The organism is Leptospira ainazelensis (assembly GCF_016918785.1).
Classification (GTDB): Bacteria; Spirochaetota; Leptospiria; order Leptospirales; family Leptospiraceae; genus Leptospira; species Leptospira ainazelensis.
On record NZ_JAFFPT010000032.1, the window covers coordinates 73,432 to 96,809 of the forward strand.

The following is a 23,378-nucleotide window of genomic DNA, read 5'->3' on the forward strand; positions in this document are numbered from 1 at the left end:
CTTATTAAAACAAAGAGTCTTGGATAAGATGAAGATTAATTTTCATTTGACTTGGATTTTTTTCTCCCGTTTATAGAATCCTCGATACTTTATACTGGCGTTCTCATCCGTCAAAATCTACATATATGCCAAATTTTCTGGAACACGAACTCCATCGATGGATTCAAAAAGATTCCGCGCTCTTTGACTGGATTCAAAATCGAGCGTTAGACGGTTTGTGGATTTTAGATTTGGAATTCCGAAAAACTTTTTGGTGTGACAAAAGATTTTTAAGAACGCTGGGTTTTGACAAAGCGATCGAAAATCCCGCCGCAATTTTAACCGAGGAAACTATCCGGAAAATTCCGGAAATCGTGTCTGCGATAGAGAAAAATAAATCCGCGGACAACGAAGAGTATTTCTCCTTTCACTCCAAAGAGAAAGGCTTAGTATTTAAGAACCGTCTAAAGATCGTATATAACGATAGCGGAGTCGCCTATCGTTTATTAGGTGGAATTGATCTTTCGGAAGAGATTCAAAACTCTGAGAATTCTAAAAATCTGCACGGTTACTTTCGATCGATTTTAGACGCCCTCCCCGCTCTCATCGGTTACTGGGATACCAATCTTATAAACAGATTTGCAAATCAGGCTTACCTTGAATGGTTTGGAATTTTGCCGCAGCAGATTTCAGGAAAACATATCAGAGAAGTATTAGGGGATTCTCTTTATAAAAAAAATCTTCCTTACATCGAAAAGGTTCTCCAAGGAGAAGCCCAGAGTTTTGAAAGAAAAATCCCGATGCCGGACGGTAAATCCGCTAAGGATACGATCGCTCATTACATTCCCGATCTAAAAGACGGCAGACTCTGCGGCTTTTTTGTAATTGTAAACGACATCACTTCGATCAAACAAACGACCGAACTTTTGCAAAAAAGCGAAATCGAACTGAATACTTTGTTAGAATCTCTTCCAATCGGCGTAACCTTATTAAATCATAATCACGAAGTGGTCAAAATCAATCCGGCATTGGAACGAATACTTTTACTCAGCGGCGAAAACCTGACAAAGGGGTATTATAAAAATAGAATATACTACAAAGCTGACGGATCGCGTTATACCCAGGCCGAACTTCCGAGTTATAGGGCAAGAACTAAAAAAGACGTAATCAAAGACGAAATCGTAGGAATTCAAATCGAGGACGAATCGGTTATCTGGACAAAGGTGACGGCAATACCTTTAGATCTCCCGGATTACTCGGTGATGATCCTTACTTACGACATCACTGAAAGCAAGAATTTTGAAAGCGAGTTGATCAAAGCAAAGGGACTTTTAGAACAAACCAGCAGACTCGTTCGAATCGGAGCCTGGGACGCAGACTTAAAAACGGGAATCGGCACTTGGTCGGCGGTCACAAAAGAGATGCACGAGGTACCGCCGGATTTTATTCCTACGATGGAGAACGGACTCCAATTCGTAAAAGAAGGTGAAAGTAGAACCAAAATCAGCGAAGCGATTCAAAAACTCGTCACGGAAGGAATTCCTTACGACGTTGAAATGCAACTTGTAACCGCAAAAGGGAACGAACTCTGGGTGCGTTCCGTCGCCAACGGGGAATTTGAAAACGAAGTTTGTACGAGAATCTACGGCGCGTTATACGATATCGACGAAAGAAAAAAAACCGAGATCGCACTCTTTAAAGAAAGGTCGAGACTATTAGCTTTCGTCGAACACGCACCGGCGGCGGTTGCGATGCTCGACACAGAAATCAGATACATCGCCGTGAGCGAAAGATGGCTCGCAGAATACCATCTTCAAGGAAGAGATATCCTCGGCTTATCACACTACGAGGTATTTCCAAATATATCTCAAGAATGGAAAGAAACGCATCAGAGATGTCTTTCCGGAGAGGTTCTCAAAAACGATGAGGACGTATGGAGACCGGCGGGTTGGGATCAGGATCAATATCTGAGATGGGAGGTCCGGCCTTGGTATCAATTGGATGGAACGATCGGCGGGATCATGATGTTCACGCAGGATATCACCGAAAGCTGCATACAAAGGGAAGAACTCAAAAAAGCTAAGGTGGTCGCGGAAAGGGCAAGCAGCGCAAAATCCGAATTTTTAGCGAATATGAGTCACGAAATTAGAACTCCCCTCAACGGAATCATCGGATTTACTGACTTATTACTCAGAACAAACTTGGACGCGACCCAACACCAATATATGATGACAGTCTATCAATCGGCGGGATCGTTACTCGACGTCATCAATGATATATTAGATTTTTCTAAAATTGAAGCGGGAAAATTGGAACTTTCCCCTGAAATGATCGACATTTGGGAATTGGGAAGTCAAGTCGTAAACACGATCAAGTTTCAGGCTCATAAAAAGAATTTAGAATTGCTCGTGAACATATCGCCTTCGGTTCCGAAGTTCGTAAACACGGACAATATTCGATTAAAACAGATCCTCGTAAATCTTTTCAGTAACGCGATCAAATTCACCGAAGAAGGAGAAATCGAATTTAAAATCGAAGTTCTCAAGGAAATATCCAAAACCGAATCCTTGATTCGATTTTCAGTCCGTGATACCGGAATCGGAATCGCAAAGGAAAATCAGAGGAAAATTTTCGACGCATTTTCCCAGGAAGACGCTTCCACAACTAGAAGGTTCGGCGGAACGGGTTTGGGTCTTACCATCTCCAATCAAATTCTTGCGATGATGAAAAGTAAATTGGAATTGGAAAGTAACATCGGAACCGGAAGTATATTTTTTTTCGACCTCAAGATGGAAAATCTGGAATCGGATCAGACGCAAAGATGGCCGCGATTCGAAACCGTAAAAAATATATTGATCGTGGACGATAACGATACCAACCTTAAAATTTTGGAGGAAATGTTAAATTTATCTAATATTCCCTGCGAACTCGCAAAAAGCGGAACGGAGGCGATCGAAAAAATCGCTTCGGGAAGCAGATACGATTTTATCTTGCTGGATTATCACATGCCGTTGATGGACGGAATGGAAACCGCAAAAATCATTCGTCAAAAACTCAAAGTTCCCGCCGAAGAACAACCGATCATCCTACTGAGTAGCGCCTCCGACGATTCGGACACGATCGAAGAATCTCAAAAGGTCGAAATTCAAGAAGTGATCACAAAGCCGGTTTATATCCGCGAATTCTATGATTTGATCGGAAGAAACCAAATTCTTAAAAAACCTCGGATGCGAAAAAACGAAATCAAAACTGGAGAAACTACCCCTGCGATTCGAAAAGCCGTAAAAATATTGATAGCTGAGGACAATCCGGTCAACATGCTTCTCACAAAAAGTATCATCGCGAGAATTATCCCCGCTGCAAAGATCATCGAAGCCGGCAACGGACTCGAAGCAGTGGAACAAAATTTAAAGTCGATACCGGATTTGATTTTTATGGACATCCAGATGCCGGATATGAACGGATACGAAGCGACGATCGCGATTCGAGGTTTGGAAATCGAAAGAAGAGTTCCGATCATCGCACTCACTGCGGGAATCGTATCCGGAGAAAGGGAAAAGTGTATCGAAGCTGGAATGGACGACTACGTAAGCAAACCCGCGATACAAGCGGATTTTACAAAAGTCATCCTGAAATGGCTGGCTTAGAAAACAGGAAAAATAATAATTAAGAATTTTCGAATATTCTTTTTTTGGAAATCGTTCTAAGACCTTTGATGATGGATTTCCATTCCGGAATTCCGAGATTTTGAACGACGTGATCGTGAGCCTCTTTCCAAACGGGATAAGCAATTCGAAGGGTTTCCCAACCTTTTTCCGTAAGCGCCACCTTTCTCGCCCTTTTATTCTCCGATGGAATGTCTTTGACGTAACCTAACGTTTCCAAGGGGTCCAAATTTCGAAGAAGAGTGGTTCGATCCAAAACAAGGAGTTCAGCCATAGGGGCTAATTCCATACCTTCAGTTGTTCCCAAAGTCATAAGAATGTTAAAACGAGCCGATGTCAGACCGACGGGATCCAAGACGTGATCAAAGTATTGAGCGATGGCCCGGGACGCCCTTTTCAAATTGAAGTTGAGACATCCCAGACCTACGGTCAAAAGTTCGTCGCGGGTCGGATTTAAAGATTCTTTCTTTGAACTCTTTTTCAAAACCGTCGATTCCGCCTTCTTGACCATAAAATTCTCCGAAATAAATTTAAACGAGAACGGCTTCCAATCCCGGAGCCATAGTCCGCCTCATCTCACGAACACGCTCTTCAAAATTTCCGCTTTGTAAACCGGAATCCGTATAGAGAACCGAATCAAAAAACCGAGTCAACTCCTCTCCATGCCGGGTCGGCCTTCCTCTTTTAAGATCGATAAAAGCAAAATCAATCCATATCAAAGCCTTTAATTTTTTTCCGGCTTGATCATACATCAAATCTTCGTTTCGAATGCCTCCGTCGCTCCTCGAAACCAATCTTGTAACGATATGAACGAGATCGTTTTGTTTCGCCGGTTCGATATAAGCGATTTGAGTCCGAGTCACGACCCAGGATTTCCCTTCTCTTGACGAATGTTCGAACAAATCGAATCCGTAAGAATCTCTCAGGTGATCTTCCCTCGCTTCTAAGAAGTAATCCATATAACGAGCGTTGTTGAGGTGCCCGAAAGGATCACAATCCTGAAAACGGATTCGATAAAGCCCGGAAGGAGATAATTCAGTTTTTTCCAATGTAGAAAGCATAAAAGCCTCCAAAACTTTTCTGTGCATATACATACATGTATTCACACATGTGTATTTGCACACAATGGTAAAATCCTGTCAACCGGTTTTTGAAAAACTCAAAAACCTACGGGAGAATTCATTCTTTAGGCTGAAGAATATGAGCCTTGATTCCTGTTTTTTAGCCATTTTACGACGAAATCGTTTGTCGGAACAAGGATATAGGGACGCAAAAAAAAGGTTTCCATCGGATTTGAACTCAAAAAACGAACCGGTTTTAAGAACTAAACTGTAACTTACAAAGGACCGAGAGCCGATCCGAGTAAAATTGAACTGAAAGAAACTCTTACACACGGATTATTCAGCGGAATGAGTTTGATGCCCCTACTCCCTCACATTTCCGATACCGGTGAAAATTTGGAATTTATGTTCCGGACGTTTCGCGACACGGGTATCAAATATATTTTTCCCGCGAGCCTTACTCTTTTTGGCGGAGAATATTCTTCCGATAACAAATCCCTATTCTTCAAAACGATCGAAAAAGAATTTCCCCGTCTGATCGACAAATATAGAAAATTCTTTTCTCAGGGATATGAACTGCCGGCGTATTACCAAACCGCGCTCAGAGAAAAAACAAACGAGTTGTGCGCGAAATACGGATTACAAAAAGGAATCTTCAAACTCAATTAAAACTCCTTTCCATTTTTAGGATGTGTAAACCGGAGAACTAACATCTTCTTGACGAAAGTAAAATATAGAATCCGATCGTAGATATGCCCGAACTGCCGGATCTGGTGATCATTCAAGAAAGACTTATCCCGGAATTGATCGATCGAAAAATAAAATCCATCGAGATCATAGATCCGATCGTCGTCCGCGATCTTACCGGAGGCGCGATTGAAAGTTTTTTTCAGGGCGAGGTTTTTCGGAAAATAGAAAGAAACGGCCCCTTTCTCAATTTCGTATTCGAAAAAATGAATATTGTGATTCATCCGATGTTGTCGGGCAGATTTTCCTTGGATCCGAAATACAAACGAAAGGATCTTTGTGTTAGAATCTTTACGGACGGACCGGTCCTGAATTATATGGACGACACAAGAATGGGAAAGGTTTATTTTCTCAAGCCCGAAGAATTGGGGCAAATCCCGAAATACAAAGAACAGGGAGTCGATCTTCTTTCGGAAGAATTCACCGAATCTCTCTTTCTAAAACTGATGGATAAAAGCCGAAAACAAACGAGGGTCTTTTTGATGGATCAGACCAAACTGAGCGCATTAGGAAATGCTTATGCGGACGAGATTCTTTTTGCCGCGAAGATTCACCCAAAAACTCCGTGTAACCAACTCTCTCCCGAAGACAAATCCTTACTCTATAAAAGTATCAAAGAAGTTCTTTCCACTTCGATCGATTTTATCCGAAAAAAAAACGCTCCCTTGGAAGTAAAGGTAAGGGAACACGTCAAAGTCAGAAATCGAAAAAACGAACCCTGCCCCGTCTGCGGAACTACGATCCGCAGGGCGAACGTGTTAGGTTACGATTCCTTTTTTTGTCCGAACTGTCAGAAGGCAAAGGGACAACAGTTTATCGATTGGGGGAATCAGTAAGAATTCTTCCGAAACCTTAAAATGTGGGAACTCCAATAAAATTTATCGACAAGAAACTTTGTAGAAAGTTCAAAAACTGCCGAAGAGACGGAATGTGTGGGAACTCCATCGTTTTCATTACAATTTTAACAGAATATTCTAAACGATGAATTTTTCTGTTTCGGAAAAAATTTTAAGAAGAGTCCTTTGAAAAAGTTCGGAAGTTTTTTTTGAAAACCAAATCCAGTCAAAACTCAAACTTGTCCCTACAAAGTATCAACGTAAAATTTTAATTGCAGAGGATAACGGCCCCAAAGCCACACCCGATACGATCTACGATCGATCTACCTTGAAAAGAGTCTCCAAAAAGAGAATAGAAAATCCTCAAAACAATCCCCAGTCCAATCGTATCGGATAAGAATTTCTTCTTTTTTCGAAATAGCCAAAATCTCCGTTCTTCCAAGATTCCCTCAAAAGACGATCCTCCTCCAATAGAAAAGTTTCGGTTTTGAATTCTCCCTTTGTTTCCAAAAAATTTTCAAGCGGCGGCAAAGGTCGATCCTCGTAAAGAATCGACAATTTTTCTGCGACACGATGGGTTCCGCTCATTCTTCCTATCTGACTATAACCGGCGATATGAGGAGTAAAAACTGAATTTTCCGCACGAGCGAGAAAGGCTCCGAATTCTTCCGTGGGAGGTTCCGGATCAAACACATCCAATATTTTGAATATATCTTTTCTTTCCATTAATTTTGCGAACGCTTCCGAAGTAAAAATTTCTCCGCGACTCGTATTGATTAGGACGGTTTGAAGTCTGAAAGAATCGATCAACGATTCCGTAATCATCCTAAAAGTCGGTTCCTGACCTTCCTTCGTCAGAGGAACGTGATAACTTACGATATCGGAACTCAAAACCTCCTTCAAAGGAGAAGATTCCGCCTTGTAAAACGGATCGTAAAATACGGATTCGATTTCAAATGACTTTAGAATTTTATGAAATTCTTTTCCGGTATAACCGTGCCCGATCATTCCCACCCTAAGTCCTTTGAGTTTTTCTACCGAAAATCGGCTCCTGAGTCCCGCAAAACAATATTCGGCTACAGAACCCGCGTTACAACCGGGAGCGTTCAAAAAAATTCTTCCCGTCTCTTTGAGAGCCGCAAAATCCACGTGATCCGTACCGGAACTCACGGTTGCAAAAATTCTTACCGTCGGATATTTCCGAATTGTGTCCCCGTTTATTTTCAACCTTGTGTTCGCGATGAGAATCTCCGGCGACTCTTTGTATAATTCCAAGATCTGATCGGGAACGTAAGAACGGATATCCAATCTTTCCAAACGGGAGAAAATCTGCTTCGCTCCCGTCGTCCCTTCCGGGTAATAGAGAATCGGTCTTTTCTGTTGCACTACTTTGTCATTTCATCCGAACCCTCTTTTTCAGAAAAAACAAAAAAGGTTTGCCTTGAGAAAGAATTCTTCGAGAATCACAGGTCCATGAAATCTCTCCAGGAAAGAATTACATTCCCAGCAGTCATCGTTTTGATCTCCGTGATTCTCATCGCGTTGGTCTGGTTCGTTTTTTTTAGCGGAGGTGCCGGCTCCAAAAGCGGCTCTTCGGATTCTCAAACAGAATTCACTCTTCAAAGATCGGAATCGGGAGAATGGATTTTAAACCAGGCCGTCGTGGATACTTCCAGAAGAATTTTTGACGAGAACGGCAATTGGCTGACCTTCGACGAACTCATGCAATACGCTGCAACCGGAGAAGTCAATCTTGTCTCCGAACTCTGGGCGCTCCGTAGACAATGTCCAGAGAACACCGTTTACGAACAGTGTAACGAAATCATTCGCGCGTTTATCGCGGATCACTACTCCGGTAAAGACGCAGATTATCTGATGAAACTTTTTTCGGGCTACTTGAGATACGAAACCACGATGAGAGAATTCGAACTTCCTGATAAACTCAGCCGCGCTGAAAAATACGAGCTCGTCAAAAAGAAAAGAAGGGAGATTTTCTCGGATAACGACGCAAAGCTGATCTTCGGTTTGGAAGAAGCCGAGGAAACGTATCAGGATTCTTTGAGCGGGTTTTTAAAAGACACCGAGTCTCTCAGCGGCGATAAAAGAATGGAACGATACGAAGATTATAGAAAAAACGTCTACGGTCAATATTATAATACCGTTAAAACTCGGGAGCCGAAATACAATACCTACGAAACCGAAATGTTCTTAAGAGATAAGGAATTGGAAAAGATGAATCTTTCCGATAAAAACGGTAAAACAAGGGCGATTCGGGAAAAGTATTTCGGAAAGGACGGAGCCGACCGTATGGACGCCGTTTATAAGGAAATCGAAGAAAGAGAAAAAAAGGAAAAACAAACTCATACCGAAGAATCCGATTGGCTTCAGAAAAATTCGAACGTAAAAGGCGAGGCGAGAGAAAAAGCTCTTATGGAAATCCGCATCAAAAATCTCGGAAAAGAAGAAGCTGAAGAATATTCAAGAAGACTTAAGTATGAAGAGGAACTAAAGAAAAATCAAAATTGATGTTTTATCGATTCATTCCCTTAGATTCATTTCGTTACCGGCTCCTTCTTTGTTTTGGAGTCGGATTCGGCGTTCTTTTAGGACTTTCCCCTTTTTCCTTTCTCAGCGCGGGAATCGTAGCTTCCGTTTCAACACTTTCCTTATTTTTTTCCCTCAACCGAGAATCTCCGATCCGCGCCGTTCTTTGGCTTTTGCTTCTCTCCCAAATTTTAAACTTTACCACTTTTTTTTGGATTCCGGGATCGGTTTCTCGTATCTCCGGCGCCGGACCTACGGTTTCCTTTCTTTTTTTTCTTTTTTACGGTTTGATTTCGCATATCAAATTTGTTCCTTTCTATGTTCTATTCCGTTTTTCTAATATTCAAAATTCTTCCAAACCGTGGATTTTACTTTTGTTCCCTGCCGCGGGCACACTCTCGGATCTGATCACATATCAGATTTTTCCTTGGTATTGGGGAAATCTCGTTTCCGGTTCGATCGTATTCGAACAGTTCGCATCCGTTCTCGGAATTTACGGATTGAGTTTCCTTTTACTTTTTATCTCCTCCACTCTGATGGTTTTGATCGCTCATTTTAAGGATCGAAAGGAAAAGGAATTTAAGATCGCGATCGTTTCACTTCTACTTATCGCCGTCGTTTATATTTTCGGTTTGTATAAGATCGGATTCGTTTCCGATTCGATCGCCGAAGGAGAAACAAAAAACCTTTCGGTTGTGATGATCCAACCTGATACTTCTCCCGGAACAAAGAATCTTCAAACCGACGAAATCTTTCTTGCAAGCACGATGAGCAAAATTCTTTCCCTCTCGCTTCAAGGAAGTATGGCTTCCGAAAAATCTCCTTCGCTTATCATTCTTCCTGAATCGGCGATACCGTTTCACGGAACGATTCACTCCGAAGAAAATAAGAACGAACACATTTATTCTTCCACGATGGAAGGGGTTGTTCTTTATCTTTCCAAACAAACCGGTGCGGACGTTCTTTTTAACGAATTGAATATGGAAGAAGGTAAATTGAGAAATCAGATCAGCCTTTTCAAAAACTTGGACGGAATCACTGAACGTTATAATAAAAGAAGGCTTTTGGCTTTCGGAGAATATCTTCCTTTCGAATCGGAGTTTCCGCTTTTAAGAAACGTTTTTCGGGAAACCTCTCGATACGTTCCGGGAGTTTCTCCGAAACTTCTAACCGGAACCATCGCAAAAAACAGATCGCGGGTTTCTCCTCCGAATAGACGAGATCTTGCTCAAATCGGCGCTCCGGACGCGATAAGAACCGATTTTGATTCTCCAAAAATACAATCCGATAAAATTAATAATTTAGAATATTCTTATTCGATTCTTCCTTTGTTGTGTTACGAAGCGATGTTTACGGATCTTGTGCTCGATTATTTTAATTCCCAAGAACGTCCCGATCTTTTGGTCAATCTCACAAACGATTCCTGGTTTGATTCCGAACTGGAAGCCAATCAACATTCCGGGACCGTTCGTTTGCGTGCGATAGAAACGGGAATTCCGATGATTCGTTCTACGGTTTCGGGAATTACGGACGTTTGGGATTCGAGAGGAATTTCTTTGATTCAACCGATAGGCTTTCATGAAACAGCGATCCGAACGTTTGTAATTCAGCTCAACCCGTCCAAGGCGACTCTATATACAAAAATAGGAAATTCATTTCTTTGGATAGGATGTGCGTTCGTTATTCTACTTCGTTTAATGATTGTTTTTCGAAGCGGAAGGAAAATTTGAATGCTCGAGCATACGTTTTGTCATTTACCGGGGATAGATTCGGTCGAGGAAAAAAATCTCTGGGAAAAGGGAATTCTTAACTGGAAAGATCTAAAGGATCATTTAAAAACGGGATCAATTCCGATCAAAAATCTCATCTTGGACGCATTAGAATTTTCTAAAAAGGAATTGGAACGGGAGAATTTTTTTTACTTCTTCCACGTTCTTTCCGCAAAACATCATTGGAGACTGTTTCCTATCATCCGTGAAAAGCTGCTCTATCTTGACATAGAAACGACCGGTTTGGCGAACGAGGACAGAACCACAATGATCGGCACTTACGACGGCACTGAATACAAGGCTTACACTCGAGGATTCAATCTTGATTTTTTTTTGGACAACGTAAGTCCCGATCGAATTTTCGTCACATACAACGGAATCGCTTTTGACGTTCCCTTTTTAGAAAGGGAATTTAACGTTCGTTTCCGGAACAACCACATCGATATTATGTTTTTCTTAAGATCCTTGGGAATCAAGGGCGGACTCAAAGGTTGTGAAAAAACCTTAGGGATCAGCAGACCGGAAGAAGCCGCAATCAACGGCGCAGACGCGGTCAAACTCTGGAGACAGTATGTCGATTACGACGATACGGAAGCTCTGAGAATTTTGGAAGGTTACAACCGGGAAGATACGGTGAATCTTGAAATCTTATTTATCAAAGGATACAATTTAAAAATCAAAGAAACTCCGTTCTACGGAGAGATCATTCGAGAACCGGGAGACTTCCGATTTTAAGAAATTTTGAAATTTAATTCCTGGAACGGCAGCCTACCTTATAAGATAGAAACCATTCTAAAATTTCCGATTCAACTTTAGGAAAATTGAATGTTATCGTTATTAGGCGTATCCTTGGAACTTTATTATTTATTCGCTTTATTCTCATTGTTTATGAGCGTTTTTACGATCGGATTGTATCCCCTACTTCCGGTCATATCGATCCTGGAAGCTTTAGCGGAAGAATTCGGCATAATCGACCTGAGTCTCAGTCAGGCCGCAGGGATATATGCGATTCTGACCGTCGCGCCGATATTCAACGCTACGTTACCGATTGTCATCGTCGTGAGCGGTTATTTGGGTAGAATTTATTTTCGGAAAAATCCAAACGACCGGATACGAATGTGGATTTCCGTTTTCCTTTATTCAGGATTCTTATTTTTTATCTACTTTTCGCTCTATTTATTTTTAAGACATCTCGCTATCGAAAAAATAATCTGATTTTCTAACAAAAGAAAAATCTTATTCTCCGCCGATCCAGTGATACTTTTCATACGGAGGATCGATTTCCATTATCCGCACTTGGCCTTGATCGATCAGTTTGCGAATCAGAGAATGCATAATCGCCAAAGCGGTGTTATAGTAACCGCTATTCGCCACCTTTTCTCCCATTGCCTCCAACACAAGAGTGGAAAGATCCTGATCGTTTTCCTTTAAACGACGAACCACGCCCCTTTCCAAGAGGTTGAGAGTTTTTGAAAGAAGTTTGATCGCCCTTTGCGGGTCTTCCGGTTCCGGTCCGTGTGCGGGGAGAAGTCTTCGAATCGGCAGTTTGGAAAGTCGATCCAAGGATTGATGATAGTCGTAAAGATTTCCGTCGATCTCCGCATAGATGGAGGAAATGTTTTGTAAAACCAAATCGCCTGTGAAATAAATTTTTTCTCCTAAAATGTAAGGAGTCAGATGCCATCGATTGTGTCCGGGTGTATAAAGAATTCCGATCTCTCTCCCGCCCGCTACGATCACATCGCCTTCCACCAGTTCGACGTCGAAGTTTAGATAGGGATCGACTCTTTCCGAATTGTTGAGAGCGTCCTGAAATTCAAAAATCCCCGTGTCCACTCTTTTGAGTTCCTGAGCACGAACGGAATTATCGTGATGTCCTTTGTAAACCAATCTTCTCATCGCCCTTTGAAATACTTGAACAAATTCCACGTAGTTGTCGATACCCGCCGCCATTCCCGCCATAGCGTATAACTTTGCGTCCGTATAATAGCGAAGAGTTAGGGCCGCGCTCATATGATCCAAATGATTGTGAGTATAGATAATGTGTTTGATCTTGCTCAGAGAAAGACCGATCTTCTTGAGCGCCTTTTGTAAAAGTCCGAGATTTTCAATATAACCCGAATCGATGATAGTAGGTTCGCCGTCGGGAAGGATATAAATGTTGTTAGGCGAATAGAACGGTTGAGGAATTTCAGTTTTGAAAATTCCATCTCCGATTTCCTGCACGTCGGGTATGGAATCGTATCGATGAATTTTCATTAAACTCTCCCAAAAAAGGAGTTTCTCCCTTTGATAACAAGGTCTTTTGGCGACCACCAACGGGCAAATGAAATTTCAATCCATACGCTGCGGTAAGAATTTCGAAATCGGCTAATTCTTACCGCAACAAACTTTAACGGCGTCCAACAATTGTTTTGGATCCCAGGGTTTAGGAAGAACGGCATACGTTCCCGCTTCCTTCATAACTCTTTCCGCCGCGGCTTCGTCTACGTGACCCGTAATCAGGATGGAACGTATGTTCGGATATTTTTGATGAACTAAGATTAAAAATTCGTCTCCCTTGATACCGGGCATTCTCCAATCGGAAAGTATAAGAATCACGTTGATCCCGTTTCCTACCAACTCGTCCACGACCTCAAGGGCTTCTTGCGCATTGATCGCGGTTTCGTATTGAAATTCGTTTCCGAATTGTTTTTTTAACTCTTGTTTTAATGCGATCAAAATGATCGGCTCGTCGTCCACGCAGAGAATAGCGTTATTAGTCATAATCTTATTAAAGGTATCTCCGTTATACCGAGCCTGCGGACTTCAGCCACACGCTAAACGTTGTTCTTCCAGGAACACTCTCAAACTCTATCTTTCCGCCCATCTTCTCTATGATTTTTTTACAAATGTCCAATCCGAGTCCGATTCCTTCGCCTTGTTTTTTTGTAGTAAAAAAAGGATCGAAAATTTTGTCTTTTACGGAATCCGGAATACCGCCTCCGGAATCTGTAAAAGAAGTTATGATCCAAGAATCTTGTTTTTCGATACGGATTTCAATCTTCCCCTGATAATTCATAGACTGCAAACCATTATTCAAAAGATTGATCCAAACTTGATTGAGTTTGTTTCCGTCTCCAAGGCAGAACTCGTTCGTCCGATAATCCTGAATTACCTCGACTCCGTATTTTATCTTTGTATGATATAAGGTAAGAATGGTTTCAATTTCCGACTTTATATCCACGGGAACGATTTCCCCCTCTTGATCGTTAATTCCCGGATTTAGATAATTCTTCAGAGCCTCCACAACATGAGACGCCTTTCCGCTCGCGATCGAAATCACGTTGCTCAATCTTACGATCGTCGAAAAAGAGGATACCGCGGTCAAAATCTCCATTCTTTTATCGGTCTTGAGAAGCTCCGGAAGTTTTTCTTTCAATCGATATACTCCCGAATCCAACACAGCATTCGCGACGTTGTCAAAATCCGGAATCCCTGAGTTTTTAAATAATTGAACGAGTTCTTTTTTCAAACTTCGATTCGGGATAATTTCCGATTGGGAAGCGTCTTGTAGACTTTCTGTTAAAAGAATTCTAAAATCCCTGATTTCCTCTTCGTTAAAATTAAAAATCAAGTTGGGAATCTCTCTGATTTCGTTCTGAAGAATTTCCAAAATGGCTCGGTTCGAAGATACGATCGCGCCTAAAGGAGTGTTCAACTCGTGAGTCATTCCCGCGGCGAGCTGACCGATGGCGGCTAACTTTTCGGATAAAAGCAATTGATCCTGCGCGCCGTGAAGTTCCTTCATAATCTTTTCGAGATTGTGAACGGCTTCCACCAAATCGGCGTTCGACTTTCGAAGTTCCTCGGTTCGAAGATCGATCTTTTTTTCCAAGTTTGCGTTTAGATCCAAGATGGTCTCTTCCGCTTCCTTACTCTTAGTTATATCGTAGGTAATTCCGAAAATTTGAGTGGGAGATCCGTTTGAATTTCTTTTATAAATCAATTCTCTGGAGAGCAGCCATCTCCAATTTCCGTGGATATGTTTCATCCGATACTGGTGTTCGATCAAATCCTTATCGCTCGATTTCTCATAACGCGGAAGGACTTCGTTGAGATAAATTTCGTAGTCGTCCGGATGCATCAGACTTTGAATCACTCGATCTCCCATGGATTGAAGTTGTTCCACCGTGTAGCCTAGGACGATTTCAATTCCGTTATTGCTATAGACGTTCTTTTTCTCCACTATATCGTAAATATATAATATATCAGGAGTGATATCCAGGATCGATTCTATAAACTGATTTCTTTCCCGAAGATTCTCCTCGATTCGTTTGAGTTCGGTTATGTCGACCATCACTCCTCGCAACCACTTTGGGCGATCGTCGGAAACTATCACCTTTACTATATCCCGAAGCCAGACCGAACTTCCGTCCTTTTTCAAAAATCGGTATTCAAAGTCGTGAGCTTCCATTTTTCCCGTACAAGAGATACAAAAATCGACGGCCCAGATTCGATCATCAGGGTGCAGATGGTTCGCCCAAAAACCCGGCTCCTTCCATTCCTCGATGGAATAACCGAGCATACTTACTACCTGTTGACTTACGAAAGTGAAATTAAAGTTTGTCGCGTCGGCTTCCCAAACGATTCCGGGCGTCGTATCCACAAGATCTCGAAATCTTTCTTCGCTCGACTTCGTCCTTCGAAACGATTCCTGAAGTTGTTCCGCCATGTGATTGAAAGAATGGGAAAGAGTTCCCAATTCTTCCAGACGACTGCTCGGAACTCTTTGTTTAAAATCTCCGTGAGCCATCGCGCGGCTTGCGTTCAGAATTTTTTGAATCGGAGCCGTAACGATTCCAGCGAGAAACGCGCCTACTAAAAGAGAAAGTGTAAGAGCGATCGCAAACACCATCGCGGATTGACTGCTCCCGATTCTTACTCCTTCCAAATAATACGCGGCGGGAATCGCCGTGATCACGATCCAATTCTTATCTCCGTGATTATCATCGTAAGGTGTTGCCTGGGTAAGCCACGTTTCCAAAGACAAAGGTTTCGCAGTGATCACATCAAAGCTGAATTGTACGGGAGATTTCAACAAATTGAGATCCACCAGATTTTTTCTCAGAGTTTGAATCGCGTTTACAAAAACAGGATCTCCTTCGACTCCTTGTTTCCAGTCTCCTGCGTTTTCATATTTGGAAGAACCGATCAGAGCTCCGGATCGATCTATGATGATCGCACGGCCGTGTTCCGCTATACTCGTCGATTTTAGGAGGAGAAGAATTCCCTTCAGACGATCTGACTCTTCCTGTTTTTTAGAATTCTCAAGATATCGATCCAATTGAAGATTGATGTTTTCGGAAATTTCCTGATGTAATCTTCCCGCAAGCTTATCCGCCGCATTCTCGGAACTTTTTAGATTGAGGTAGGCCGTCATTCCCACCATCACCATCACGAGAAAAATAAACGGAGTCACCATAAACATCCGAATCGGCAAACCAAGAATCGGATTTTCCTCTCCTTCGTTTTGATTCTTGACTTCGCTCCAGAGCAACTCCTTTCGATTGAATACGAATTCCCTTACGTGACCCGGAATTTGATTCCAGAACAATCCGTATTTTTTCGCGAGGGGAAAAGCAACAAGAGTCGCAAACGGCGCAAGAACCCAAGTGATCGAGGTCGTAAAAAAAAGAGCGGGAGTTATATTCTTATAGGAAATTCCCGGAGTGAACTGATTCGCGCAGATATAACCCCATAGCTGAGGTTCGACCGCCATAAAGACAAAAACAAAAATCAAATAGTAAAACCAGGTTTTGATCTTTCGAAAATCCGGATCTTTTCCTATCAATTGATAAGCGACCCAGAAACATGCAGGATTTATAAAGTATCCCAACAACCAATCCGCTAAAAAGTTCGGCGGAACACCTTCTATCAGATCGGAAAGACCGTAGGCGAAAGGAACCGCGATCAAAGCCGGATAACCGAACAAAACGATACAAAGAAAAACCGAAAGATCCTTGAGAGACTCGAAGGTCTGAGCCCCCGGAACCAAAACGATAAACGAACCTAAATACCCGGTGATAAAGATGAGGACGAACGTGAGGGGAATGCTTAAAAAAGCCTGCGCATCCCAAGATTGTCTTTCTCTTCCGAATCCAAGTTTTCCTCCGGGTTTGAACGTAAAACCTCCGAACGCGGCGATCATAAAAATCAAACCTATGAAATAGCCGAAACTTCCCCAGACCTCCAAAAGAGAAAGAGGAATCGTTTGAAATATGGATTCAAACCACTGGACGACTAATTGCATTGGAATGATCCTATCAAGGAGCCAGCTTGGAAAGTTCCCGCGCTTCTTCCAAGTCCCCGCGTCCAATCGAATTTGCAAGAGATTCTACCCATTCCAATCTTTCCTTTGATTTCTCGCCGAAAACGAGCGGGAGATGTTTTTTTTCGAAGGATGAAATTTTACCATCAAAACAGCAAGTTATGCTCAATATTTTTAGACAGAGTTCTTTTTCTTCTTCATTCAAGTCCTTTAAAAGTTTTTCGAGCGATTCCCACTCGTCCAAACGAAAGTGATAATTTTCGATCTGAAAAGCCTTGTGAAGTTTGATAAGAATGTATTCTAAGTTCGGATGAAATCTCTGAGTAAAAACCACGGAGTTTCCGATCGCGGTCATACACGCGATCTTCGCTTCGCGACTCAGAGAATTTTTTTTGGAAAGAATATCGTCTACGAGTTCTTTGGACAAAATTCGAGTAAGAAGCCGGGTTCTCAACTCCTTAAGAATAATATAAAGTACGATTGCGTCCCAAATCGCAGTGATGGGAGCGGCGACGAAGTCGGCGTAAACTCGAAACGAGTTTCTCGCGAGAATTTTTCGAATTACGATCTTAGCTACCAAATTCGAGAGAAATACCTTCGCCTTGTAGAGAAGAGTTGTTATAAAAAGGCTCTGTTTATTTGTTAGACGATACGGATCGATTCCCAAAAGCCTCAGATCCGGATCCGGAATTTCGAGAGCGAGCCTAGAAAGAAGATTGCTGACTCCGGTGATCAAATCGGGATCCTCTTCCAAATCCAAGCCGGCGAGACGAGTCATTTTGTAGACGGAAGAAAGGCCGATTCGATAGAGAAGATAAAATTCCAAAACGGTTCCCAGCAAAAGAGCCAGCCCCGTCCAAAACCATTTTTCCAAAAAGACGGAAGACCAAAGTTCCGGGGCTTCCGGAAATATTTTTTCAACAAGGATGATAAAGAAGGTAGTCCAAAAACCGGTTTGTAAGGACCAAAAAACGGTCCAGCCTATGATCTTCCTAGAACCGGCTCCAAATTCTTGACGTGTCCAGTTTCCGGGAGATCTTTTGTCTCTTTGTGCGAGATTTCGTAAAACGCGAATGCCCCAGCGTTCTAAAATCCCCGGTTTATATTCTGCAACTCGTGGGCTTTTTTCCATGCGCCGGGAGTTCATTCCTTTTTCCGAGTGTGTCAAACCATTCTTTCAATTTTTATTTCAGAATCGGGGTGCGACGGAACGATCTTCTAAATACCGGGTCGAAACGAGAAAGCAAGTTCAATTTCATTCTTGACCTTCTTTTGCTTTCCAATCAGAATGAATTAAAGGCATCCTATGAAACGTTATTATTCCGTTCTTTTTATATCGATTTTGAGCACGGCGATTTTTCTCAATTGCCAAAACGATAAGGACCAAAACAAAGTCGATCTTCAGGTTTTAGCCGTCGGAACAAGCGACATCATTTTTATCAACGGAGAAGTGGATGAGGAAAAAATATCCTCTTGTGGAGTCGCCGTTCCCGGAACCACTTCTTCCACCGGAACTACCGGAACTACTACTAGCACGCCTACCACAACATCGGGTTCGACAAACACACGCTATACGATTACGAGTCAATTGATCATGAAAACAACCGGAGAATCTTTGGTGTTACGGTTTCAATTTGATTCTTCCCAATACCAAGGTTCAGTGGATCCGCAGCAAGGTTTTAGTTATTCCGGAGGGGCGTTTGCAAGAACCGTCACCGGAAACGTAGGTAAGGTAGAATGGGGAGCTTCCGGGATTCCGGTTTATCCGAATAGTAGCGGAGCGGCCCAACAACAAACCCTCCAGTATATGGACATCGATCTTTCTCTCACTGGAAAACTACTCGCAAGTTCGACGACGACCGGAATTCTGAATCAGTGTTATACGTCCGATAACGTAAATTGTACTTCCGTTACTACCACACAACAATGTTTTACCCAGGACAATCAAACCTGCGTTTCGACCGCGTCTGCCGCCGGAACTTCGGTTACCATTACGGGATCGATTTCCTGTAACGCACCGAATGTGATTCCAAGCGGAAGCGCGACCACCCAATAAGAATTTCCTTCCGGCAAAAAAAGAAGATGGCGGGCCTTAGAGAATCGCCATCTTTGTATATTAAAGTTTCATTGTTTTTGTAAGCTCCACAAGCTGATCGAGCGCCTTTCCCCAACCTTCGTGAAAACCCATTTCTTCGTGTTTTTTACGATTGATTTCATTTCCGTGAATCGCCGTTGCAACGTATTTTGTTCCCTTTCCGTGAACCTCTAAAGTGAGAATCGCGGTAAAAAATCCGAAAGGATTTGTCGGATCCGGCGAGGGACGAAAACCGGGTTGCAGAGCGTCGGTCCAAGAAAGTTTTTCGTTCTGGATTACTTCAAGATAACAACCCAAATTCGGAAAATTCTCCCCTTCGGGAGATTGCATCGTAGTACGGAAAATTCCGCCGGGACGAAGATCGATTTCACAATCGATTGTCTTCCAAGGTGCGGGGGTGAACCACTTTACGATGTGTTCCGGTTTTGTCCACGCGGCCCAGACCAGCTCGCGAGGAACGTCGACGATTCTTTCGAAAACCAAATCCAGATCGGAATCGATCTGAGGAAAAACTTTAGGCGTCATCTTACTTTCTCCCATTCTTTAAACTATATAAGATTTCTATCATGCGTTATGGCGCCTACCTTACCCGCAATCTCAAGACAAATCCGTCGTAACAACGACAGACCTCAGTGAAAAAGTCGCGCGCCCCACCCTGATTTTGGGTGGCGGGGTGGGTGGTGGAAGGGCCCCGGGCGACTTTGCTCTATCAGAAAATCATAATTTTGCAAGTAAAAAGTCTCGAATGTAGGAACTCCTACAAACAGTCTCATAAGGATTCTCGGGGTTCTTTTTTTTCCCGAACAAGGAGAATAATTCCTCTTAGGAACTTGAATCCATTTCAGAAAAAGTGAAACAAAAGGATCCGTCGAAAATTTTGCGACGTCGGGGACACAGTAAAAAGTGTTTCGAAAAGAAATGCAAACCTATTCTTCTAAGAGTTTTAGAATTTGGTCTTTTAAAAGATTGCGAATTCCGGATTCCGGAAATCCGTTTAAGAATTTCATCAGATTGTCCGCTATGTTTTGAAACTCTCCGTCCATCTTTTCCCGAATCTGATAACGGGAAAGTAAGCTTAGAATCACGACTCCGTCTCCTTGAGACCGTTCGGATTTTGCAAACAAAGAATGAACCAGCTTTTTATCATTCTTTTCCGCCCTTTCCAAAAGAAGAAGAATCGGATACGTATACAAACCGTTGTAAAAATCCTTGAGAGGAACTTTCCCGCTCTTACTCGCAGGAGAAAAATAATCGATAGCATCGTCCTTTTTCTGAAAAAAGGAACCGAGATCGATTCCAAATTGTCTGAGTTTTTTCTTTTCTTTCTCTTGTTTTTCGGAAAGTATTCCGGCTGCGGAAGTAACTGCCCCGAAAAGGGAGGCCGTTTTTCCGTAAACTACTCTATTATAAATTTCTAATGTTATTTTCGGGTTTTTTTCCCATTCCATTTGGATGAGTTCCGAAACCGATAGATCCTTTATGACCTGGGTAAAAATGTCCATGAGTTCCGGATAACCAAGACCGTTGAGATGATCGATTCCGCAGGCCAAAAGATAGTCTCCGGCAAGAATCGCGGTTTTATTGCCGAATTTGGAACCTACGCTCTGGAGCCCGCGCCTGGTCTCCGCCTCGTCCACAACGTCGTCGTGGAGCAAACTCGCGGCATGAATCAACTCTGCGATCGCGCCTACGTCCAGCCAGTATTTACCGGAATATCCGAGGAGTTGACAGAGACAGTAATGTAAGATCGGGCGAATCCGTTTCCCGCCGGATCGGATCGTGTAGGTTTTGATTTCTGCGAGAATTTTGAGATCCTCACGAATGATCGCCTCCAGTTTTTTATCAAACTTCCGAACTAAAGAATCTTTCAGTACCGATACTTTCACTACCTCTTCCCGTGGGGCCAGTATTCAAAATATCTGTATAGGCTCAAGCAGAACTCTTTGAGGAGCCTATGCTTTCAGTTTGTTTTCAAGAATCAGGAGTTGGCGAGCGAGGATATCTTCCATATCCCGATACTGTTCCTTACGGTAGATATGGATCAGATTCCGATACATTCTTTTGATGATGGAAAGAGTGCTCGCGCGTGTGAAATATCTTTCACTCGGGGTAAAACTGTTGGCTTCCAAAAAACGGATACAAGTCGATTTATCCAGAAGAACCCCTCCGTGAAAAGGATCGATAAACGTCTCGTAGTCCGGAGAATCGAAGTGTAAAAGAAAGTGAAGAGGCATGTTCACCCCGTAGAGGGGAAGAGAAAGTCTTTGTCCTACAAGAAGATAGATGGAAGATAAAGAAATCGGAATTCCCCTTCGAGTGCGGACGATTCGAGTTACAAAAGAATTGTTCGGATCGTCATACTGATCGTTGTTTCCCTGAAAGTTCTCTTCCGAGGAAAGAACCCTTGTTAAAAAATGAACTTTGAGTTCTTCGGAAACATATTCAGGATTGAGATCGCAGAGCTCTTCCACCCTGAGCGCCAACTGATCGAGATAGATTTTAAATTCGTGGTAAGAAGCGTCCGGGTCGCCTACGCTCGAAAGAAGAAAGACCGCTTCTTCCAGATCCGAGTAGTCGTTGATATGTCCTTTACCCGCAAGAAGCATATAACGCGAGTTAATACGTTCGAGATGAACGATCGAAGAGATGGAACGGGCATAAACTCGGAGCGTAGGATCCTTAAATTCGTCCACAAAGTCGCTGATCCTGTATTGCCAAGGGACCATTTCGGCAATCTCTCGCATTACTTGAATCTTATCCTGCACTCCCGCAAATTCTAACTGATAGAATTTTTCTTCCAACTTCTCGGGAGGAAAGGAAAGAGAATCAAAGTAAGAATCAGATGAGGGCATAAACTAGATCATTTTCCAAAAAACGAAATGAGTCAATTCGGAATGAAATTCATTTTTAGAAAAAATGAAATGCGAATGATAAATTACTATGTCTTACGGTCGGTTGGAGAAAGTGCTAAAAAAATGAAAAGAGGATTCGGAAAGAATTAAAAAAAAGAAACGCTCCTCAATTTACTTGAGGAGCGATCGATCTCAAACGGAAAGCGCGGCCAATTCTTCGAGAGCTTTTTTCTCTTCTTCCGGCTTCGGAGGAGTTCCATGCCATCCAGGATTGTTTTCCATAAAAGAAACACCCTTTCCAAGTATGGTATTAAACAAAATGATCGTGGGGGAACCTTTGTGAAGTTTCGCTTTTTCAAAGGCTTCTACGATTTGTTCTATGTTGTGACCGTCCGCTTCTAAGACGTTCCAACCGAAGGCAAGAAATTTTTCACTGAGGGGTTCGAGATTCATTACGTCTTTTGTAAATCCGTCGATTTGGATTCCATTCTTATCCATAAAAACGATTAAGTTATCCAATTTATAGTGCGCGCCGGATTGGGCCGCTTCCCAGGTCATCCCTTCTCCACATTCTCCGTCGGAAATACAAGTATAGATCTTATGATTTTGTTTTTTCAACTTTGCACCGAGCGCAAGTCCGACTGAAACGGAAAGACCTTGCCCGAGAGAACCGGAAGAACTTTCTATCCCTTTCATATAACGTGTGGAAGGATGCCCTTGGAGTTTGCTGTTCAACTTACGGAAGGTGAGCAGCTCTTCCACCGGAAAATAACCGGAATGAGCCATCGCCGCGTAACGAATCGCGCAGACGTGACCGTTGGAAAGAATCAAGCGATCTCTTTCTTCCCATTCAGGATCGGACGGTTTGTGGTTTAGAATTTTCTTATATAGAACCGCATAGATATCGGCAAGACCCAAAGGCCCGCCCGGGTGACCGGAATTCGCGGCGGTCACCATTCGGATCACGCTCTTTCTGAGTTCGTTTGCGAAATTCTTGAGTTCGTTGATTTCGTTCATATTCTTCCTATGTGATTACGATAGAGATTTCCAACCTCGGGAAAGAGGCGCCGAAAGAAGGTCAGTTCGTGGAGCGAAACAAAACCAAGCCGGAAAGAAAAATCACGGTGTATAGAGGAAGGAAAATATAGTGTAGTTTTCTGTGAAATTCTTTTTTTCGCGTAATCCCGGACCATGCCATAAGAAGCATCAAGACCAAGGTCAAGGCGGCAAACGCTCTGTGGGTATCGATGATCCAGCGATCCGCGTTTGGAACGATTCCCGCATTCTCCAAACCCCCACCCAGGTATTTCACGTATAAAAGTCCGACTGCAGTGGTCAAATTCAGCGCGGTTCCAATCAAATTGAAAATGCGATGGAGAAGATTTTTTCTAAAACGAAAATAATAACCCGCGTAAAAACTTAGGAGGGAAATCGCCATTCCGACATTGATTAGGGTTAAAATCATCTCTTTCCATTTTCGGATGAGTTCCGACTTTCGAAACACTTTTTCGGACCATTTC

At 42.6% G+C, this 23,378-nt stretch carries 19 protein-coding genes and 1 pseudogene; 8 read left to right on the top strand and 12 right to left on the bottom strand.

What is annotated here, in order from left to right; genetic code table 11:
* Positions 1 to 125 precede the first annotated feature (125 nt).
* Positions 126 to 3,626, top strand: a complete 3,501-nt coding sequence (locus tag JWG44_RS08865) for a response regulator (RefSeq protein WP_205274595.1) — start codon at positions 126 to 128, stop codon at positions 3,624 to 3,626.
* A gap of 19 nt (positions 3,627 to 3,645) precedes the next feature.
* Here the strand turns inward: JWG44_RS08865 and JWG44_RS08870 are convergent, their stop codons facing one another.
* Both JWG44_RS08870 and JWG44_RS08875 read right to left on the bottom strand, forming a co-directional pair.
* Positions 3,646 to 4,155 carry a MarR family winged helix-turn-helix transcriptional regulator gene (locus tag JWG44_RS08870; protein WP_205274596.1) on the bottom strand — a complete coding sequence of 170 codons (510 nt, stop codon included), beginning with the start codon at positions 4,153 to 4,155 and terminating at the stop codon, positions 3,646 to 3,648.
* 19 nt (positions 4,156 to 4,174) lie between these two features.
* Positions 4,175 to 4,732 carry an acyl-CoA thioesterase gene (locus tag JWG44_RS08875; RefSeq protein ID WP_232371569.1) on the bottom strand — a complete coding sequence of 186 codons (558 nt, stop codon included), beginning with the start codon at positions 4,730 to 4,732 and terminating at the stop codon, positions 4,175 to 4,177.
* 285 nt (positions 4,733 to 5,017) lie between these two features.
* Between JWG44_RS08875 and JWG44_RS08880 the strand changes: the two are divergent.
* Together JWG44_RS08880 and JWG44_RS08885 are read left to right on the top strand one after the other, a co-directional pair.
* Positions 5,018 to 5,374 (top strand): annotated as a pseudogene (locus JWG44_RS08880) (radical SAM protein); the annotation flags it as partial.
* An 83-nt stretch (positions 5,375 to 5,457) separates the two neighbouring features.
* Positions 5,458 to 6,288, top strand: a complete 831-nt coding sequence (locus JWG44_RS08885; protein WP_205274597.1) for an Fpg/Nei family DNA glycosylase — start codon at positions 5,458 to 5,460, stop codon at positions 6,286 to 6,288.
* 363 nt (positions 6,289 to 6,651) lie between these two features.
* Here the strand turns inward: JWG44_RS08885 and JWG44_RS08890 are convergent, their stop codons facing one another.
* Positions 6,652 to 7,674 carry an NAD(P)-dependent oxidoreductase gene (locus JWG44_RS08890; protein WP_205274598.1) on the bottom strand — a complete coding sequence of 341 codons (1,023 nt, stop codon included), beginning with the start codon at positions 7,672 to 7,674 and terminating at the stop codon, positions 6,652 to 6,654.
* Between the two features lie 87 nt (positions 7,675 to 7,761).
* Here JWG44_RS08890 and JWG44_RS08895 point away from each other — a divergent pair, with 87 nt between their 5' ends.
* From JWG44_RS08895 to JWG44_RS08910, 4 genes are all read left to right on the top strand, one after another.
* Positions 7,762 to 8,814, top strand: coding sequence for a lipase secretion chaperone (locus tag JWG44_RS08895; RefSeq protein WP_205274599.1), 1,053 nt, complete (start codon positions 7,762 to 7,764; stop codon positions 8,812 to 8,814).
* Positions 8,814 to 10,562: an apolipoprotein N-acyltransferase gene (locus JWG44_RS08900; protein ID WP_205274600.1), complete on the top strand. Its 1,749-nt coding sequence runs from the start codon at positions 8,814 to 8,816 to the stop codon at positions 10,560 to 10,562. The genes JWG44_RS08895 and JWG44_RS08900 overlap by 1 nt, the downstream gene beginning before the upstream one ends.
* Complete coding sequence (locus JWG44_RS08905) at positions 10,563 to 11,336, top strand: ribonuclease H-like domain-containing protein (RefSeq protein WP_205274601.1); 774 nt, start codon at positions 10,563 to 10,565, stop codon at positions 11,334 to 11,336.
* 90 nt (positions 11,337 to 11,426) lie between these two features.
* Positions 11,427 to 11,816, top strand: a complete 390-nt coding sequence (locus tag JWG44_RS08910) for a hypothetical protein (protein ID WP_205274602.1) — start codon at positions 11,427 to 11,429, stop codon at positions 11,814 to 11,816.
* A gap of 21 nt (positions 11,817 to 11,837) precedes the next feature.
* Here the strand turns inward: JWG44_RS08910 and JWG44_RS08915 are convergent, their stop codons facing one another.
* From JWG44_RS08915 to JWG44_RS08930, 4 genes are all read right to left on the bottom strand, one after another.
* Complete coding sequence (locus tag JWG44_RS08915; protein ID WP_205274603.1) at positions 11,838 to 12,860, bottom strand: MBL fold metallo-hydrolase; 1,023 nt, start codon at positions 12,858 to 12,860, stop codon at positions 11,838 to 11,840.
* Between the two features lie 111 nt (positions 12,861 to 12,971).
* A complete protein-coding gene (locus JWG44_RS08920) occupies positions 12,972 to 13,367 on the bottom strand; it encodes a response regulator (protein WP_205274604.1) in 396 nt (131 codons plus the stop codon).
* Between the two features lie 22 nt (positions 13,368 to 13,389).
* On the bottom strand, positions 13,390 to 16,893 hold the full coding sequence (locus JWG44_RS08925; protein ID WP_205274605.1) for a PAS domain-containing protein: 3,504 nt from the start codon (positions 16,891 to 16,893) through the stop codon (positions 13,390 to 13,392).
* Positions 16,894 to 16,906: 13 nt separating this feature from the next.
* Positions 16,907 to 18,058, bottom strand: a complete 1,152-nt coding sequence (locus JWG44_RS08930) for an LBF_2804 family protein (RefSeq protein ID WP_232371570.1) — start codon at positions 18,056 to 18,058, stop codon at positions 16,907 to 16,909.
* A 159-nt stretch (positions 18,059 to 18,217) separates the two neighbouring features.
* Here JWG44_RS08930 and JWG44_RS08935 point away from each other — a divergent pair, with 159 nt between their 5' ends.
* Entirely contained in the window at positions 18,218 to 18,967 is a 750-nt protein-coding gene (locus JWG44_RS08935; protein WP_205274606.1) for an LIC10920 family plasminogen-binding lipoprotein, read from the top strand.
* 60 nt (positions 18,968 to 19,027) lie between these two features.
* Here the strand turns inward: JWG44_RS08935 and JWG44_RS08940 are convergent, their stop codons facing one another.
* The 5 genes from JWG44_RS08940 to JWG44_RS08960 form a co-directional block, all read right to left on the bottom strand.
* Entirely contained in the window at positions 19,028 to 19,531 is a 504-nt protein-coding gene (locus tag JWG44_RS08940; RefSeq protein WP_205274607.1) for an SRPBCC family protein, read from the bottom strand.
* A gap of 401 nt (positions 19,532 to 19,932) precedes the next feature.
* Positions 19,933 to 20,892: a polyprenyl synthetase family protein gene (locus JWG44_RS08945; protein WP_205274608.1), complete on the bottom strand. Its 960-nt coding sequence runs from the start codon at positions 20,890 to 20,892 to the stop codon at positions 19,933 to 19,935.
* A gap of 66 nt (positions 20,893 to 20,958) precedes the next feature.
* The gene (locus JWG44_RS08950; protein ID WP_205274609.1) at positions 20,959 to 21,858 is read right to left on the bottom strand and encodes a transglutaminase-like domain-containing protein; all 900 of its coding nucleotides are present in this window, start codon (positions 21,856 to 21,858) and stop codon (positions 20,959 to 20,961) included.
* A gap of 192 nt (positions 21,859 to 22,050) precedes the next feature.
* Complete coding sequence (locus JWG44_RS08955) at positions 22,051 to 22,875, bottom strand: transketolase (protein WP_205274610.1); 825 nt, start codon at positions 22,873 to 22,875, stop codon at positions 22,051 to 22,053.
* A gap of 61 nt (positions 22,876 to 22,936) precedes the next feature.
* Entirely contained in the window at positions 22,937 to 23,323 is a 387-nt protein-coding gene (locus JWG44_RS08960) for a hypothetical protein (protein ID WP_205274640.1), read from the bottom strand.
* Positions 23,324 to 23,378: the final 55 nt, after the last annotated feature.